Source organism: Streptomyces sp. NPDC085932, assembly GCF_044540525.1.
GTDB lineage: Bacteria > Actinomycetota > Actinomycetes > Streptomycetales > Streptomycetaceae > Streptomyces > Streptomyces levis.
In genome coordinates this window covers 388,627-403,317 of the sequence record NZ_JBITSJ010000008.1, presented here as the reverse complement: position 1 = coordinate 403,317, position 14,691 = coordinate 388,627, and the positions used below count along the sequence as shown (strand labels likewise).

The following is a 14,691-nucleotide window of genomic DNA, read 5'->3' as shown; positions in this document are numbered from 1 at the left end:
CTAGTCCTCCTACTGTTTCGCTCCACCGACTCACCGCGTTCATGCCAATGAACGCGGCGTTCCCCTCTCCCCACGAGGAGACACCGGATGCACACCCCCCACCCCTCCCGCTTCCGGGCCATCGTGTCCGCCGCCTGTTGCGCCGTGCTCGGCGCCGGGCTGCTGGCCGGCGCGGGCACCACCGCCACCGCGGCGACCTCGGCTCAGGAGGCCGCCGCAGACGTCCAGGCCGCCCCGCAGGCCAAGGCCGGCTCCAAGGTCCTCGGGTACTTCACCGAATGGGGCACCTACGACCGCAAGTACCACGTCAAGAACATCGAGACGTCCGGCTCGGGCGCCAAGCTCACCCACATCAACTACGCCTTCGGCAACGTCACCGGCGGCAAGTGCGCCATGGGCGACGCCTACGCGGCCACCGACCGGGCGTACACCGCCGCCGAGTCCGTCGACGGCAAGGCCGACACCTGGGACCAGCCGCTGCGCGGCAACTTCAACCAGCTGCGCAAGCTGAAGCAGAAGCACCCGAACCTCAAGGTGCTGTGGTCCTTCGGCGGCTGGACCTGGTCGGCCGGGTTCGGCGAGGCCGCGAAGAACCCGGCCGCCTTCGCCCAGTCCTGCTACGACCTGGTCGAGAACTCCAAGTGGGCCGACGTCTTCGACGGCATCGACATCGACTGGGAGTACCCGAACGCCTGCGGCGCCACCTGCGACACCAGCGGCAAGGCCGCCTTCAAGGACCTGATGCAGGCGCTGCGCGCCAAGTTCGGCACGAAGAACCTGGTCACCGCGGCGATCACCGCCGACGCCACGCCGGGCGGCAAGATCGACGCCGCGGACTACGCGGGCGCCGCCCAGTACGTCGACTGGTACAACCCGATGACGTACGACTTCTTCGGCGCCTGGGACGCCGCCGGACCGACGGCCCCGCACTCGCCGCTGACCTCGTACGTCGGCATCCCGAAGGCGGACAACCACTCCGCGGCGACCATCGCGAAGCTCAAGGGCCTCGGCATCCCCGCCTCGAAGCTGCTGCTCGGCATCGGCTTCTACGGCCGCGGCTGGACCGGCGTCACCCAGGCGGCCCCCGGCGGCACCGCCACGGGCCCGGCGGCCGGCACCTACGAGCCGGGCATCGAGGACTACAAGGTCCTCAAGACCAAGTGCCCGGCGACGGGGACGGTGGCCGGCACGGCGTACGCCAAGTGCGGCAGCGACTGGTGGAGTTACGACACCCCGTCCACCATCGCGACCAAGATGAACTACAAGAACCAGCAGGGGCTGGGCGGGACGTTCTTCTGGGAGCTGAGCGGCGACACCGCGAACGGTGAGCTGATCAAGGCCATCAAGTAGCCCCGGGCGACCGAGGGGGCGGAGAGTCCGAGCGGACGCTCCGCCCCTTGCTCATGCGCCCCGGCGGGCGGGTTCCGGGGCCCGGTAGGCCGCGTCCAGCTCCTCGATGGCCCGCAGGGCGCCGCCGAGCGTCTTCACCAGCAGCTCGCACATGGTCGCGCGGGGCAGTTCCGGACGGTCGATCCACTCCAGCGTGGCGCCCTCGACGCTGCACACCCAGGCCAGCAGGGCCATGCGCGCCAGCGGCGTGATGTCGGCACGGCCGTACGCGCCCTCGGCGATCGCGGCGATCACGGCCGCGCGCACCCCGTCACGGATGGCGTGCACCTCGGTGTCGAAGCCGACGCCGCCGCTGACGATCGTGCGGTACGCGGCCTGGTTGTGCTCGGCGTAGCGCAGATAGCTGTCGACGGTGCGCTGGACCCGGTCGACCGGGGGGAGTTCGAGCCCGCTCGCCGCCAGCGTGACCAGCTCGGTGACGGAGTCCTGGATGATGGCCAGGTAGTAACCGCGCTTGGACTGGAAGTAGTAGTAGATCAGCCCCTTGGCGACGTGCGCCTGCCGGGCGATGTCGTCCATCGACAGGGCGTCGTAGGACGTGTCGGCGAACAACCTCCGCCCGATGGCGATGAGTTCGGCACGACGCGCCGTCGAGCGCTCGGTGCCGCGGGCCCGGGGGCGCGCGGCGGGCTGGGGGCTGATATTCACTTTCGACCCTGGTCTCACGGGCGGGGGCGGGACCTCCGCAGTATGGCAGGCCCCACACCCGCGGCGTGGGTCAGGTCACAACAGCCCCAGCTGGGTCACGAGCATCGCGAGGACCACGACCAGGGCCCAGCCCATGACGTGCTCGACGATCTTCGGGCCGTCGTCCTGAGGGCCGCCGGTGCGGACGCGGGCGGCGGTGGCGGTGGCGGAGTGCGCGGTCATGGTTCTCGCTCGTTCGGTGGTGCGGACGGACTTCCCCCGAGGTTCTGTCCCACCTTGCCACCCGGGGCGGCTTTTGCGGTCGAGAGCTTGGTCACACGCGAACGCCCACGGTCGCCAGGGCCCTGCGCTGCGTCGCGGTCGGGTCCGCCGGGAAGTAGAGGTAGCAGACGCCGCCTGTGCCGGAGACGACCGAGCCGGAGCTGTTGTGGCGCCTGGTCCGCAGCCAGATGTTCTCGAACTCGCGCCTCCGGTAGACGCGTCGCACGGCCTCGTTGCTCTCGGAGTACGGGTCGTTGGCGATCACGTCGCCGCCGGCGGTGAAGCCGATGACGGTCATCAGGTGCCCCGCCGTGCCGTACCCCGCTCCCGTCAGCTCTCCCTTGGTGAACGACTGGGACGTTATGGCCGGGATCCCGGCCGCGATCAGCGTCTCCAGGTCGGTGAGCGAGCCGAGCCGCGTGACCACGCCCCCGAGGCCCTCGAAGGTGGCCGCGTAGGCGGCGTTGAACGGCCAGTTGCCGCAGCCGCCGTACTGGTGGTCGTAGGTGAACCGGGCCGCGTGGCAGACCTGGGGGTCGGCGTAGGACGGGTTGACCCAGGCCAGCTGCTCCGGGGTGAGCCGGCCGCCCCAGTACTCGATGATCATCTGGGAGGAGGTGGGGCTGCACCAGGCCTCGCCGCCGTTGTCGTACTCGGGGTACTGGCCCTTGTGGATCTCCTGCGAGTAGCGCGGGACGGCCAGTTCCTTCGCGAGGCCGGGCACGGACGCGGGGACGGTGAAGCGGGCGGGGACGTCGGAGCCCATCACGTGCAGCCGCCGGACGGTGGGCGTGGCCCGGGTGCCGGGCCTGCGGTACAGGGTCAGGCGCAACCGGCAGGCGGTCAGGCGCAGTCCGGCCGACGGGTCGTCGATCGCCAGGGTGTCCGTCCAGACGGTGCTCCGGCCGTCGCTCTGGTCGTCGACCGAGGTGCGGCGGATGTCCTGGTCGCCGGCGGCCCAGCGGCCCATCACGTACCAGGGGCTGCTGGTGCCGTCCGTGTAGGTGCCCCGGGCCTCGACCTGGATCCAGGTGCCGGGCGGGGTGTGCGCGTTCCAGGAGACGATCGCCTCCGTCGCGGGGACGGCGAGCCGGTGCGTGGGGGACGTCCAGGTGCCGTACTGCCAGGAGGCGGTGGTCCCGGTGTGCGGGTCCGTGTACTCGGTGGTCCCGGCGGGTGCGGCGAGGGCCAGGCCCGGCGGGTCGCCGGCGACGGCACGGGTGCCCCGGGCGGTTCCGGAGCACCAGTCGCCGTAGGAGAACCAGGCCCGGTTGTCCACGGTCCGGGCCGGGGCCGCCCGGCCGGCGGCGGAGTCGGTCGTCATGGGGGCCTCGGAATCGGCGGCCGCCACACCCGCGCTTGCAGTGACGGTGGCGGCGGCCAGGGCGGCCAGGACGGTTCTGCGGGACGGCTGATCGGCTCTGCTCATGACAGGACCCCCGATGGTCGGAGTCGGGCAGGGGCGGGGCAGGTCCGGCACACGGTCGGTCGCATCCGTGTGTGCGCCACATATGAGCACAGCCCGCCGGGTCCTGCCAGCACTTCGACCCGCGCCACGCCCACCAATATTGGCGTCGACCAGTGGCACCGGCCCACGGCACCGTCGCCGGAGCGGCACGAGCCCGCCGGTCGGGGTGACACGAGCCCGTCGTTAGAGTGCTGTGCGAGATGAACGCGCCCTTCCGCCCCGCACCGGGGCCCGCCCTCGGCGAGCTGGCCGCCCGGATCCGCCGCCTGCCGCCCTCCTGCGGTCCCGTCCGGCTCGTCGGCGTCGACGGGCACGCCGGATCCGGGAAGACCACGTTCACCGGGGAGTTGGCCACGGCGCTGGGTGGCGCGCCGGTGCTGCGCCTGGATGACATCGCCAGCCACGACGCGCTCTTCGACTGGACCGGACGCCTGCTGGAGCAGGTGATCGAACCGCTCGCCCGCGGCCGCACCGCGCACTACTCCCCCTACGACTGGCGGGCCCGCCGCTTCGGCCCGCCCCGCCCGCTGCCTGCGGCCCCGGTGCTCCTCCTGGAGGGTGTCGGGGCCGGACGCCGAGCCCTCCGCCCCCACCTGGCCCTGCTGTTGTGGCTGGACCTGCCGCGCGAGGAGGCCTGGGCGCGGGGGCGCTCCCGGGACGGGGAGGAACAGCGGGAGTTCTGGAACGGCTGGGTCCCGGCGGAGCGCCGGCATTTCGCCGATGACCCCTCGCGGCCGTTCGCCGACGCCCTGGTGCGGCAGAGGGAACAGGGGTACGAGGTGCTGCCGGGGCCTGCGAGAACCCCAGGACCGGACCAACTCCTCACTCAGGGTGACGAACCGCCCGCGGTGTGCTGAACTTGTGAAGAAGCATGCCGGGCATCTTCCCGGAGTGCCTCAACTCGGCTTGACCGACGGCCCGTACAGGTCTTACGTTCTCAATGTGCGGCCGTCGAGGGCCGCCTCAGGACGCGAAGCCCCCGGTTGTTCCCCCGTGATCGGGGGCTTCGTTCTGTCTTCTCGCGCTTCTCCGGCCGCCGTGCGGCGCCGAACGCTCACCCTCGGTCACCGGCCGCGGCCGCGCCGCGGCCCCTCCCACCTCGACGGACAGCCCGTGCGGCACCCTACGGACGCGCCGCCCCCGCGGGTACGATGCCCTCGTCGCGACCTGCGGACGGTTGCTGCGCGCACGGTGCAACTCCGGTCCGTGGCACAGCGGTTCGAGCAGGGAAGCCGACCGGGGGACGGCTCGTTGGCAGACCGACGGGGGCACGCTTCGTGGGGGACGTGATGGACTTCGGCACGCAGGGCCCTCAGGCCCCGGCCGACCTCGCCTGGCTGCGCGGGGTGGACGCGTACACCATGGGCGCCTATCCGCAGGCCGAGGAGGAGTTCCGGGCCGCCGTGCGGATCGACCCCGGGATGGCCGACGGCTGGCTCGGGCTGCACGCGCTGCGCGTCGACACGACGACCGCGCTACTGCGGATGTTCCACCACCGGGACCGCTTCGGGGAACAGCGCACCCGCTACCGCCGCACGCTCAACTCCTGGTACTGGCTGGGCTGGTGGGTGCAGCCCGTGCTGGAGAGCCCGCGCGACCTGCTGCTCGCGCACGCCTCCCACTGGCTGGACGGCCGGCACGTCCCGGAGCTGGACCGGGCCCTCGCCGGGCTGCCGCCCGTGGACACCGACCACCAGGTCCGCTTCCTGCACGCCTGCCGCGCCTATCTGGTCAAGGACTGGGAGCAGTTGGTCCGGCACACCGACCCGCTGCTCGACGACCCCGTGCTCGGCATCGAGGCGGGGCTGTTCGGCGGCATGGCCCGGGTGCGGCTGGAGATGTACGGGCAGGCCGAGCCGCTGCTGTCCGCCGCGCTCATGCGCTGCCGCAGCGAGCAGCCGCAGCGCAAGGAGCTGCGCTACTGGCTCGCCCGAGCCCACGAGGGCACCGGCCGCAGCGCCGCCGCGCTCCCCTTGTACCGGGCCGTGCACCGGGTCGACCCGGCGTTCATGGACACCTCGGCCCGGCTCGCCGCGATCGCCGAGGGCGACGGCTACGAGGACGCCGCCGGCCTCGCGGCGATCACCCTGACCGGCACCGGGCAGGACGCCGTGGACGGGCCGGACGGCTTCGATCCGCTCTTCGGCATCGAGGGGCGGGACCTGCGCCTGCCCGACCTGGAGCCGCCCGCCTCCGCTCCCCTGCCGCCGGTCACCGGTGCCACCGTCCGCGAGCGGGGTGGCCCGGCGCCGTCCCTGCCCACGGGGCCCACCGATCCCGCGTTACTGGAGGAGGCACTCGCCGAGCTGGAGCGGATGGTGGGGCTGGAGCCGGTGAAGCGCCAGGTCAAGGCGTTGTCGGCGCAGTTGAACATGGCCCGGCTGCGGGCCGGTCAGGGGCTGCCCGTCCAGCCGCCGAAACGCCACTTCGTCTTCTCCGGCCCCTCCGGCACCGGCAAGACCACCGTCGCCCGCATCCTCGGCCGCGTCTTCTACGCCCTCGGGCTGCTCGGCGGCGACCATCTCGTGGAGGCCCAGCGCGCCGACCTGGTCGGGGAGTACCTCGGGCAGACCGCCGTGAAGGCGAACGAGCTGATCGACTCGGCCCTCGGCGGCGTCCTCTTCGTCGACGAGGCGTACGCGCTGTCCAACTCGGGCTACGGCAAGGGGGACGCCTACGGCGACGAGGCGCTCCAGGTGCTGCTGAAGCGGGCCGAGGACAACCGCGACCACCTCGTGGTGATCCTGGCCGGCTACCCGGAGGGCATGGACCGGCTGCTCGCCGCGAACCCCGGGCTGTCCTCCCGCTTCACCACCCGCGTCGACTTCCCGTCCTACCGCCCCCTCGAACTCACCGAGATCGGCAAGGTGCTGGCCGCGGAGAACGGCGACGTCTGGGACGAGGAGGCACTCGACGAGCTGCGGTCCATCGCCGGGCACGTGGTGGACCAGGGGTGGATCGACGAGCTGGGCAACGGGCGGTTCCTGCGGACGCTGTACGAGAAGAGCTGCGCGTACCGGGATCTGCGGCTGTCGGTGTACCCCGGCGTGCTGGGGCGCGAGGACCTGGCGACGCTGCGGCTGCCGGACCTGATGCAGGCGTACGGGGAGGTGCTGTCCGGGCGGGGCCCGCAGGATCCGCCCGGACTGTGAGGTACCGGCCCTACGTCGCCAGTACCTCCTCGCCCGACCTCGGCTCGGTCAGCCGTACCTCGCGCACCTGGCGGTGTGCCGGGTCCCGCACCTCCCCGACCAGCAGTTCGAGTACGTCCTCCAGCGCCACGAGGCCGAGCACCTTGCCGGACCCGTCGGCCACCTGGGCCAGGTGCGTCGCCGCCCGGCGCATCACCGTCAGCGCGTCGTCCAGCGGCAGCTCCGACCGCAGGGTCGTCATGGGCCGCCACAGCTGCTGCGGCACGGCCCGCTCGGAGTCCTCCAGGTCCAGAACGTCCTTGACGTGCAGGTAGCCCATGAACGCGCCGTTGTCGGTGGCCACCGGGAAGCGGGAGTAGCCCGTGCGGGCGGTGAGCTCGACGATCCGCGCCGGGGTGACCGAGGGGCTGACCGTCACCAGGGACTCGCGCTTGAGCAGGACGTCCGTCACCGGGCGGGAGCCCAGCTCCAGCGCGTCCTCCAGGCGTTCGGCCTCCTCCGGGTCGAGCAGGCCCGCCTGCCCCGCGTCCTCCACCAGCCGGTTGAGCTGCTCGCTGGTGAAGACGGCCTCGACCTCGTCCTTGGGCTCGACGTGGAAGAGCCGCAGGATGCCCTGGGAGACGGCGCCGAGGGCGAAGGTGACCGGCTTGCAGAAGCGGGCGAACCAGACCAGGCCCGGGCTGAGCCACAGCGCGGCCTTCTCGGGTGCCGCCATCGCCAGGTTCTTCGGGACCATCTCGCCGATGACGAGGTGGAAGAAGACCACGGCGGCCAGGGCGATCACGTAGGTGAGCGGGTGGATCATGCCCTCGGGCAGGTGGACCCGCTCGAAGACGGGCTCCAGCAGGTGCGCCACGGTCGGCTCGGCGACCGCGCCCAGGGTCAGGGAGCAGACCGTGATGCCGAACTGGGCCGCCGCCATCATCTGCGGCAGCCGCTCCAGGCCGTACAGGACCTGGCGGGCGCGGGCCGTGCCGAGGGGTTCGATCTGGCTGCGGCGTACGGAGACCAGGGCGAACTCGGCGCCGACGAAGAACCCGTTGGCCAGCACGAGCAGCGCGGCGAAGAGCAGTTGGAGCACGCTCATCGGACGGCCTCCGCCCTGGCGGCCACGGGGGCCGTCCGTACGATCCGGACCCGTTCCGCGCGGTAGTGCCCGACCTGGCGGACCGCGAGGCGCCAGCCGGGCAGCTCCGCCTTGTCGCCGACGGCCGGGATCCGGCCCAGCAGGTCGGCGATCAGGCCGGCGACGGTCTCGTAGGGGCCTTCGGGCACGTCGAGGCCGATGCGCCGGAGCACGTCGACTCGGCAGCTGCCGTCGACGTCCCAGGCGGGTCTGCCGTCCTCGGGCGGCGCCGAGGCCAGCTCGGGCAGGTCGTGTCCGTCGTGCTCGTCGCGGACCTCGCCGACGAGCTCCTCGACGATGTCCTCCAGCGTGACGACACCGGCCGTGCCGCCGTACTCGTCGACGACGACCGCGATGGGCTGCTCGCTGCGCAGCCGGGTCAGCAGGGGCTTGACCGGCAGGGTCTCGGGGACGAGCAGCGCCGGGCGGGCGATACGGCCGACGGGCGTGCGCAGCCGGTCCTGGACGGGCACGGCCAGGGCGTCCTTGAGGTGAGCCATGCCGACGACCTCGTCGATCCGCTCCCGGTAGACGGGGAAGCGGGACAGGCCGGTGGCCCGGGTCAGGTTGACCACGTCCTCGGCGGTGGCCGAGGACTGCAGGGCGCTGACCTTCACGCGCGGCGTCATCACGTGCTGCGCGGTCAGCTCGCCCAGGGACAGGGTCCGCACGAAGAGGTCGGCCGTGTCCTGTTCGAGGGCGCCGGCCAGGGCCGAGTGGCGTGCCAGGGAGACGAGCTCGCCGGGGGTGCGGGCGGAGGCCAGTTCCTCGGCGGGCTCGAAGCCCAGGGCGCGTACGAGCCGGTTCGCGACGGCGTTGAGGCCCGCGATGACCGGCCGGAACAGCCGCGCGAAGACGTGCTGCGGCGCCGCGACGAAACGCGCGACCTGCAGCGGCCTGGACACGGCCCAGTTCTTGGGGAGCAGCTCGCCGATCACCATCTGCACGGCGGAGGCCACCAGCATGCCGACGACGACCGTGACACCGGAGACGGCGCCCTCGGGGACGCCGATCGAGGTGAACGGGCCGTGCAGCAGCTCCGCGAGCGCCGGCTCCGCGAGCATGCCGACGACGAGGGAGGTGATGGTGATGCCGAGCTGGGTGCCGGAGAGCTGGAAGGACAGTTCCTTGAGTGATTCGACGACGCGCTGGGCGCGCCGGTCGCCCTCGGCGGCGGCCTTCTCGGCCTCGGGCCGCTCGACCGTCACGAGTCCGAACTCGGCCGCCACGAAGAATCCGTTGGCGAGAATCAGCAGGAACGCGGCTGCCAGAAGCAGCAGGGGGGTGGTCATGATGCCGCCGCCTCGCCACGGTCGCGGACGAGGTCCGCGCTATGTCGGCAGGGGGCGGCGCAGGTACTGCAGGACGATCCGTCCATCGCCGGAGGGGGTCACTCCTCTGTCAGCAGGAAGCCTCTGCGCACCGGGCGGGGCAGCAGCGGCGAAGGCGCGTCCGTCGCGCCTTCGCCAACAGGTTAATCAAGACACCGCCCGGAGCGGCAGTGGCGGCCGCCGTGCGGCTTGCCACGCCTCAGCTCCGGCGCCGCTCGGGGTCCGCTACGGAACGGGCCTCGACGAGCGCCCGCAGGGCCCGGGCGTCGGCGATGGCACGCTGTTTGGCGATGCCGGGCTGGATGCCCAGGGCGGGCAGGCTGGTGCCGTCGCTGAGGTTGAGGAACACCCAGGCGTCGCCGGGCCGGAGGGTCACCTGGAGGATCTCGGCCCACTCCAGCCGGCGCTTGTTGGTGAGGTTCACCACGGTGACACCGTCCTCGTCGGCGACGACCTTGGGCCGCGCCAGCAGGAGCAGCACGGCGTCCAGCAGCAGGGCGGTGACGACGAAGCTGAGGCGCTCGGCGGGGCTGAGCTGCTCCAGCATCATGGCGACGGCCGTGATCACCACGAAGATGGCGACGGCGGCGGTGAGCAGCACCGCGCGGGTGCTGCCCGGCCGGAAGGTGACGGGGAGGGTGGGCAGGTCGGACATCGCGGTACGCCCTTCAGAGACGGCAGGCGTGGATGGCCGTGGTCAGGATGGCCCGGGCGCCGATGTCGTACAGGTCGTCCATGATCCGCTGCGCCTCCTTGGCGGGGACCATCGCGCGGACGGCGACCCAGCCCTCGTTGTGCAGCGGGGAGACGGTCGGCGACTCCAGGCCGGGGGTGAGGGCGACGGCCTTCTCCAGCTGCTCGACGCGGCAGTCGTAGTCCATCATCACGTAGGTCCGGGCGACCAGGACGCCCTGGAGGCGGCGCAGGAACTGCTGGACCTTGGGGTCGTCGGGGTCGGCGCCGGTGCGGCGGATCACGACGGCCTCGGACTGCATGATCGGCTCGCCGACGACCTCCAGGCCTGCGTTGCGCAGGGAGGTGCCGGTCTCGACGACGTCGGCGATGACCTGGGCGACGCCGAGCTGGATGGCGGTCTCGACGGCGCCGTCGAGGTGGACGACGGAGGCCTCGATGCCGTGTTCGGCGAGGTGACCGGCGACGATGCCCTCGTAGGAGGTGGCGACGGTCTTGCCCGCCAGGTCGGCCAGGCCGCCGATGGTGCCGGGCTTGCCGGCGTAGCGGAACGTGGAGCGGGCGAAGCCGAGCGGGAGGATCTCCTCGGCGTCGGCGCCCGAATCGATCAGCAGGTCGCGGCCGGTGAGGCCGATGTCGAGCTGACCGGAGGCGACGTAGATCGCAATGTCGCGGGGGCGCAGGTAGAAGAACTCGACCTCGTTGGTCGGGTCGACGATCCGCAGTTCCTTGGACTCCCTGCGCTGCCGGTAGCCGGCCTCATGCAGCATCTCCGCCGCAGGGCCTGAGAGGGAACCCTTGTTGGGGACGGCGATGCGCAGCATGAGGTCGGCTTCCTTTGCGTGGGTGTGGTGCGGGGACGGATGCGGCTTACAGGTGGGCGTAGACGTCGTCGAGGGAGATGCCGCGGGCGACCATCATCACCTGGACGTGGTACAGCAGCTGGGAGATCTCCTCGGCTGCCGCTTCCTTGCCCTCGTACTCGGCGGCCATCCACACTTCGGCGGCCTCCTCGACGACCTTCTTGCCGATGGCGTGGACGCCCTTCCCGACCAGTTCTGCGGTGCGGGAAGAGGCGGGGTCGCCGTGGGCGGCCTTGTGCTGGAGCTCGGTGAAGAGCTCCTCGAACGTCTTCTTGGACATGGTGACGCTCAGCCTATGCCACATACGTCTTTCGTCAGCGCCAGGGTTCGGATACTGAGCGGAGCGTGGCCGCGGTGGCCACCGCGGCGGTCACCGCCTCGTGTCCCTTGTCCTCGCTGGAGCCGTCGATGCCGGCGCGGTCCAGGGCCTGCTCCTCGGTGTCGCAGGTCAGCACGCCGAAGCCGACGGGGACGCCGGTGTCCACGGAGACCTGGGTCAGGCCCTGGGTGACGCCCTGGCACACGTAGTCGAAGTGGGGGGTTCCGCCGCGGATGACGACGCCGAGGGCGACGATCGCGTCGTAGCCGCGGCCCGCGAGGACCTTGGCGACGACCGGGAGCTCCCAGCTGCCGGGGACCCGAAGCAGGGTCGGCTCGTCGATGCCCAGGTCGTGCAGGGCGCGCAGGGCGCCGTCCACCAGTCCGTCCATCACCTTCTCGTGCCACTGCGCCGCGATGACGGCGACCCGCAGGTCACCCACGTTGCGTACGGACAGTTCCGGTGCACCCTTGCCGCTCACGTTGCTCCCTGTGTGCTCTGTTACTGGTTGCCGCAGGCCGGCACGGTGGTCGTGTCGAGCCAGGGCAGGTCGTGGCCCATCCGGTCCCGCTTGGTGCGCAGGTAGCGGAGGTTGTGCTCGCCGGCGCTGACCGGCATCGGCACACGGGCCTCGACCGTGATGCCGTGCCGGGTGAGGGCGTCGGTCTTGTCGGGGTTGTTGGTCAGCAGCCGCACGCTGCGCACCCCGAGGTCGGCGAGGATCCGCGCGCCGGCCCCGTAGTCGCGGGCGTCGGCGGGCAGGCCGAGTTCGAGGTTGGCGTCGAGGGTGTCACGGCCGCGTTCCTGGAGTTCGTAGGCGCGCAGCTTGGACATCAGGCCGATGCCGCGGCCCTCGTGTCCGCGCAGGTAGACCAGCACGCCGCGGCCCTCTTGCTGGATGCGGGCCAGGGAGGCGTCGAGCTGGGGTCCGCAGTCGCAGCGGGCGGATCCGAAGACGTCGCCGGTGAGGCATTCGGAGTGGACGCGTACCAGGACGTTTCTGCCGTCGCCGATGTCGCCGTGCACCAGGGCGACGTGTTCGACGCCGTCGACGGTGGAGCGGTAGCCGTGGGCGGTGAAGGTGCCGTGGGCGGTGGGCAGGTGGGTGGTGGCCTCGCGGCGGACGGTGGGTTCGCTGCTGCGGCGGTAGGCGATCAGGTCCTCGATGGAGATGATCGTCAGGCCGTGCTTGCGGGCGAAGGGGACCAGCTCGGGCAGGCGCAGCATGCGCCCGTCCTCGCCGGCGATCTCGACGATGGCGCCGGCCGGGCGCAGACCGGCGAGGCGGGCGAGGTCGACGGCGGCCTCGGTGTGGCCGTTGCGGGTCAGGACGCCGCCGGGGCAGGCGCGCAGGGGGAAGATGTGGCCGGGGCGGACGAAGTCGCCGGGTCCGGACACGCCGTCGGCGAGCAGTTGGAGGGTGGTGGCGCGGTCGGCGGCGGAGATGCCGGTGCTCACGCCGTGCGCGGCGGAGGCGTCGACGGAGACGGTGAAGGCGGTCTTCATCGACTCGGTGTTGTCGTCGACCATCTGCGGCAGGTTCAGCCGGTCCAGTTCGTCGCCCTCCATGGGGGCGCAGATCAGGCCGCGGCACTCGCTCATCATGAAGGCGACGATCTCGGGGGTGGCCTTCTCGGCGGCGATGACGAGGTCGCCCTCGTTCTCCCGGTCCTCGTCGTCGACGACCACGACGGGGCGGCCGGCGGCGATGTCGGCGACGGCCTGCTCGACGGGGTCGAGCACGAGGTCCTCGAACTCACCGTCGGTGCTGTACAGGATCGGTGCGGCACTCATGCCGGCGCTCCTTCCAGGGTGGGCCGCGCGGCCTGACGCGAGCGCAGCCACCAGTCGCGCAGGCCCCACAGGACGAGCGCTCCGTAGATGACGTAGACGAAGCCGGAGAAGGCGTAGCCGTTGGCGAAGTTGAGGGGCACGCCGACGAGGTCGACGAGCAGCCAGGCGAACCAGAACTCGACCATGCCGCGGGCCTGGGCGTACATGGCGACGACGGTGCCGACGAAGATGTAGGCGTCCGGCCAGGGGTCCCAGGACAGCTTCGGGTAGGCCGTGAACAGCAGCGCCACCGCGACCGTGCCGGCGGCGGCCGCCGCGGCCATCGCGGCGCGTTCGCGCCAGGTGGCGAACCGGACGGCGATGTGGCCGTCCTCGCCCTGTCCCTTGCCGCGCTGCCACTGCCACCAGCCGTACAGGGCGACGATCATGACGACCGCCTGCTTGCCGGCGCTGCCGGTGAGGTGGCCGAAGAAGGCGCCGAAGAGGATGAGGCCGGCCAGGAACTGCACGGGCCAGGTCCAGATGGAGCGCCGCCAGCCGAGCGCGAGGGCGGCGAGGCCGAAGAGGTTGCCGATCATGTCGGCCCACTTGATGTGCTGGCCGAAGAGGGTGAAGGCCTCGGAGTTCAGCGTGTTCACCGGACCGCCCCCTGCGCGCGGTCGCCCAGCATGCGCTCGACGTACTTGGCGATGACGTCCACTTCGAGGTTGACCGGGTCGCCGGGCTGCTTGTGGCCGAGCGTGGTCAGGTCGAGGGTGGTCGGGATGAGGCTGACCGTGAAGTGGTCGGGGCCGGCGTCGACGACGGTGAGGCTGATGCCGTCGACGGTGATGGAGCCCTTCTCGACCACGTACCGCGTCAGGTCCGCGGGCAGGGAGATCTTCACGATCTCCCAGTTCTCCGAGGGCTGGCGCTCCAGGATCTCGCCGGTGCCGTCGACGTGGCCCTGCACGATGTGCCCGCCGAGACGGTCACCCACGGCCATGGGGCGTTCCAGATTCACGCGGGAGCCGGGCTTCAGGGCACCGAGGCTGGAGCGGTTCAGGGTCTCGGCCATGACGTCGGCGGTGAACTCCTCGCCCTCGTGGTCCACGACCGTGAGGCAGACGCCGTTGACGGCGATGGAGTCCCCGTGTTTCGCGCCCTGGGTGACGACGGGGCCGCGCAGGCGGAAGCGACAGGCGTCGTCGAGGTTCTCGACGGCGGTGACCTCGCCCAGCTCTTCGACGATTCCGGTGAACACTTCCCGGGTCCTCCTGCCTCTTCGGGCACGGACTCCGGGGCTGCCGATGACGACAGATGACACGAACGGGAACACCGGGGACGACGCCGGACGGGGTCCGCCCTCAGGACGGACCGCTCGGGCGGCACGCACGGATGCCCGCTCGCCGCGCACTGCCTCCCATCCGGACTTTAACCGTCGGTCCAGGAATTTCACCTGGTCAACCGGCCGCTGGAGGCGACCGGGTCGCGGACTGTAACCGCCGGTTCGGACTTTCACCGACCCCGGAGTGCGCTGCTGTTGGTACACGGCCAGTGTGCCACGCCCGGTCGAGGTCCATACGGGCGAACGGTGTGGGGTGCCTCACAGAACGTGGCCTCCCCCTTCCCGAGTGCGACGGCTCG

The 14,691-nt window shown here is 71.7% G+C and carries 15 protein-coding genes and 1 riboswitch; of the genes, 3 read left to right on the top strand and 12 right to left on the bottom strand.

All coding sequences use genetic code 11. The features are described 5' to 3' along the window. The first annotated feature begins 87 nt into the window (after window positions 1-87). Complete coding sequence (locus ACIGAQ_RS34570) at window positions 88-1,350, top strand: glycoside hydrolase family 18 protein (protein ID WP_399790010.1); 1,263 nt, start codon at window positions 88-90, stop codon at window positions 1,348-1,350. Window positions 1,351-1,401: 51 nt separating this feature from the next. Here ACIGAQ_RS34570 and ACIGAQ_RS34565 read toward each other — a convergent pair whose 3' ends face one another. From ACIGAQ_RS34565 to ACIGAQ_RS34555, 3 genes are all read right to left on the bottom strand, one after another. Continuing rightward, the gene (locus tag ACIGAQ_RS34565; RefSeq protein WP_311687823.1) at window positions 1,402-2,058 is read right to left on the bottom strand and encodes a helix-turn-helix domain-containing protein; all 657 of its coding nucleotides are present in this window, start codon (window positions 2,056-2,058) and stop codon (window positions 1,402-1,404) included. A gap of 75 nt (window positions 2,059-2,133) precedes the next feature. Next, complete coding sequence (locus ACIGAQ_RS34560; RefSeq protein ID WP_399790007.1) at window positions 2,134-2,280, bottom strand: SCO1431 family membrane protein; 147 nt, start codon at window positions 2,278-2,280, stop codon at window positions 2,134-2,136. Window positions 2,281-2,371: 91 nt separating this feature from the next. Then, complete coding sequence (locus ACIGAQ_RS34555) at window positions 2,372-3,748, bottom strand: peptidase C39 family protein (RefSeq protein WP_399790004.1); 1,377 nt, start codon at window positions 3,746-3,748, stop codon at window positions 2,372-2,374. 239 nt (window positions 3,749-3,987) lie between these two features. Between ACIGAQ_RS34555 and ACIGAQ_RS34550 the strand changes: the two genes are divergently transcribed. Then, a complete protein-coding gene (locus ACIGAQ_RS34550) occupies window positions 3,988-4,644 on the top strand; it encodes a uridine kinase (RefSeq protein ID WP_399790001.1) in 657 nt (218 codons plus the stop codon). A gap of 432 nt (window positions 4,645-5,076) precedes the next feature. After that, window positions 5,077-6,939: an AAA family ATPase gene (locus ACIGAQ_RS34545; RefSeq protein ID WP_399789998.1), complete on the top strand. Its 1,863-nt coding sequence runs from the start codon at window positions 5,077-5,079 to the stop codon at window positions 6,937-6,939. Between the two features lie 10 nt (window positions 6,940-6,949). On the opposite strand, the gene ACIGAQ_RS34540 is transcribed toward ACIGAQ_RS34545, so the two are convergent. From ACIGAQ_RS34540 to ACIGAQ_RS34500, 9 genes are all read right to left on the bottom strand, one after another. Beyond that, window positions 6,950-8,026 (bottom strand): hemolysin family protein, encoded by a 1,077-nt coding sequence (locus ACIGAQ_RS34540; RefSeq protein ID WP_311687818.1) that lies wholly within the window; start codon window positions 8,024-8,026, stop codon window positions 6,950-6,952. Next, window positions 8,023-9,357, bottom strand: a complete 1,335-nt coding sequence (locus ACIGAQ_RS34535) for a hemolysin family protein (protein ID WP_399789995.1) — start codon at window positions 9,355-9,357, stop codon at window positions 8,023-8,025. The genes ACIGAQ_RS34540 and ACIGAQ_RS34535 overlap by 4 nt, the downstream gene beginning before the upstream one ends. A 238-nt stretch (window positions 9,358-9,595) precedes the next feature. Then, a complete protein-coding gene (locus ACIGAQ_RS34530) occupies window positions 9,596-10,051 on the bottom strand; it encodes a PH domain-containing protein (protein WP_311687816.1) in 456 nt (151 codons plus the stop codon). Between the two features lie 13 nt (window positions 10,052-10,064). After that, window positions 10,065-10,913 (bottom strand): ATP phosphoribosyltransferase, encoded by an 849-nt coding sequence (hisG, locus tag ACIGAQ_RS34525; protein WP_362283987.1) that lies wholly within the window; start codon window positions 10,911-10,913, stop codon window positions 10,065-10,067. A 46-nt stretch (window positions 10,914-10,959) separates the two neighbouring features. Continuing rightward, window positions 10,960-11,232, bottom strand: coding sequence for a phosphoribosyl-ATP diphosphatase (locus ACIGAQ_RS34520; RefSeq protein ID WP_028423093.1), 273 nt, complete (start codon window positions 11,230-11,232; stop codon window positions 10,960-10,962). A 34-nt stretch (window positions 11,233-11,266) separates the two neighbouring features. Beyond that, window positions 11,267-11,752 (bottom strand): 6,7-dimethyl-8-ribityllumazine synthase, encoded by a 486-nt coding sequence (ribH, locus tag ACIGAQ_RS34515; protein ID WP_311687814.1) that lies wholly within the window; start codon window positions 11,750-11,752, stop codon window positions 11,267-11,269. 20 nt (window positions 11,753-11,772) lie between these two features. Beyond that, window positions 11,773-13,065 carry a bifunctional 3,4-dihydroxy-2-butanone-4-phosphate synthase/GTP cyclohydrolase II gene (locus tag ACIGAQ_RS34510; protein ID WP_399789991.1) on the bottom strand — a complete coding sequence of 431 codons (1,293 nt, stop codon included), beginning with the start codon at window positions 13,063-13,065 and terminating at the stop codon, window positions 11,773-11,775. Next, a complete protein-coding gene (locus ACIGAQ_RS34505) occupies window positions 13,062-13,703 on the bottom strand; it encodes a nicotinamide mononucleotide transporter family protein (RefSeq protein ID WP_311687812.1) in 642 nt (213 codons plus the stop codon). Before ACIGAQ_RS34505 ends, ACIGAQ_RS34510 begins: the two co-directional genes overlap by 4 nt. Further along, on the bottom strand, window positions 13,700-14,308 hold the full coding sequence (locus ACIGAQ_RS34500; protein WP_399789988.1) for a riboflavin synthase: 609 nt from the start codon (window positions 14,306-14,308) through the stop codon (window positions 13,700-13,702). Before ACIGAQ_RS34500 ends, ACIGAQ_RS34505 begins: the two co-directional genes overlap by 4 nt. A 145-nt stretch (window positions 14,309-14,453) precedes the next feature. Next, window positions 14,454-14,584: riboswitch (FMN riboswitch) on the bottom strand. Between the last annotated feature and the right edge of the window lie 107 nt (window positions 14,585-14,691).

Coding starts and splice junctions, on each gene's coding strand:
- ACIGAQ_RS34570 (WP_399790010.1), top strand. CDS start 88: ATGCACACCCCCCACCCCTCCCGCTTCCGGGCCATCGTGTCCGCCGCC.
- ACIGAQ_RS34560 (WP_399790007.1), bottom strand. CDS start 2,280: ATGACCGCGCACTCCGCCACCGCCACCGCCGCCCGCGTCCGCACCGGC.
- ACIGAQ_RS34555 (WP_399790004.1), bottom strand. CDS start 3,748: ATGAGCAGAGCCGATCAGCCGTCCCGCAGAACCGTCCTGGCCGCCCTG.
- ACIGAQ_RS34550 (WP_399790001.1), top strand. CDS start 3,988: ATGAACGCGCCCTTCCGCCCCGCACCGGGGCCCGCCCTCGGCGAGCTG.
- ACIGAQ_RS34545 (WP_399789998.1), top strand. CDS start 5,077: ATGGACTTCGGCACGCAGGGCCCTCAGGCCCCGGCCGACCTCGCCTGG.
- ACIGAQ_RS34540 (WP_311687818.1), bottom strand. CDS start 8,026: ATGAGCGTGCTCCAACTGCTCTTCGCCGCGCTGCTCGTGCTGGCCAAC.
- ACIGAQ_RS34535 (WP_399789995.1), bottom strand. CDS start 9,357: ATGACCACCCCCCTGCTGCTTCTGGCAGCCGCGTTCCTGCTGATTCTC.
- ACIGAQ_RS34530 (WP_311687816.1), bottom strand. CDS start 10,051: ATGTCCGACCTGCCCACCCTCCCCGTCACCTTCCGGCCGGGCAGCACC.
- hisG (WP_362283987.1), bottom strand. CDS start 10,913: ATGCTGCGCATCGCCGTCCCCAACAAGGGTTCCCTCTCAGGCCCTGCG.
- ACIGAQ_RS34520 (WP_028423093.1), bottom strand. CDS start 11,232: ATGTCCAAGAAGACGTTCGAGGAGCTCTTCACCGAGCTCCAGCACAAG.
- ACIGAQ_RS34510 (WP_399789991.1), bottom strand. CDS start 13,065: ATGAGTGCCGCACCGATCCTGTACAGCACCGACGGTGAGTTCGAGGAC.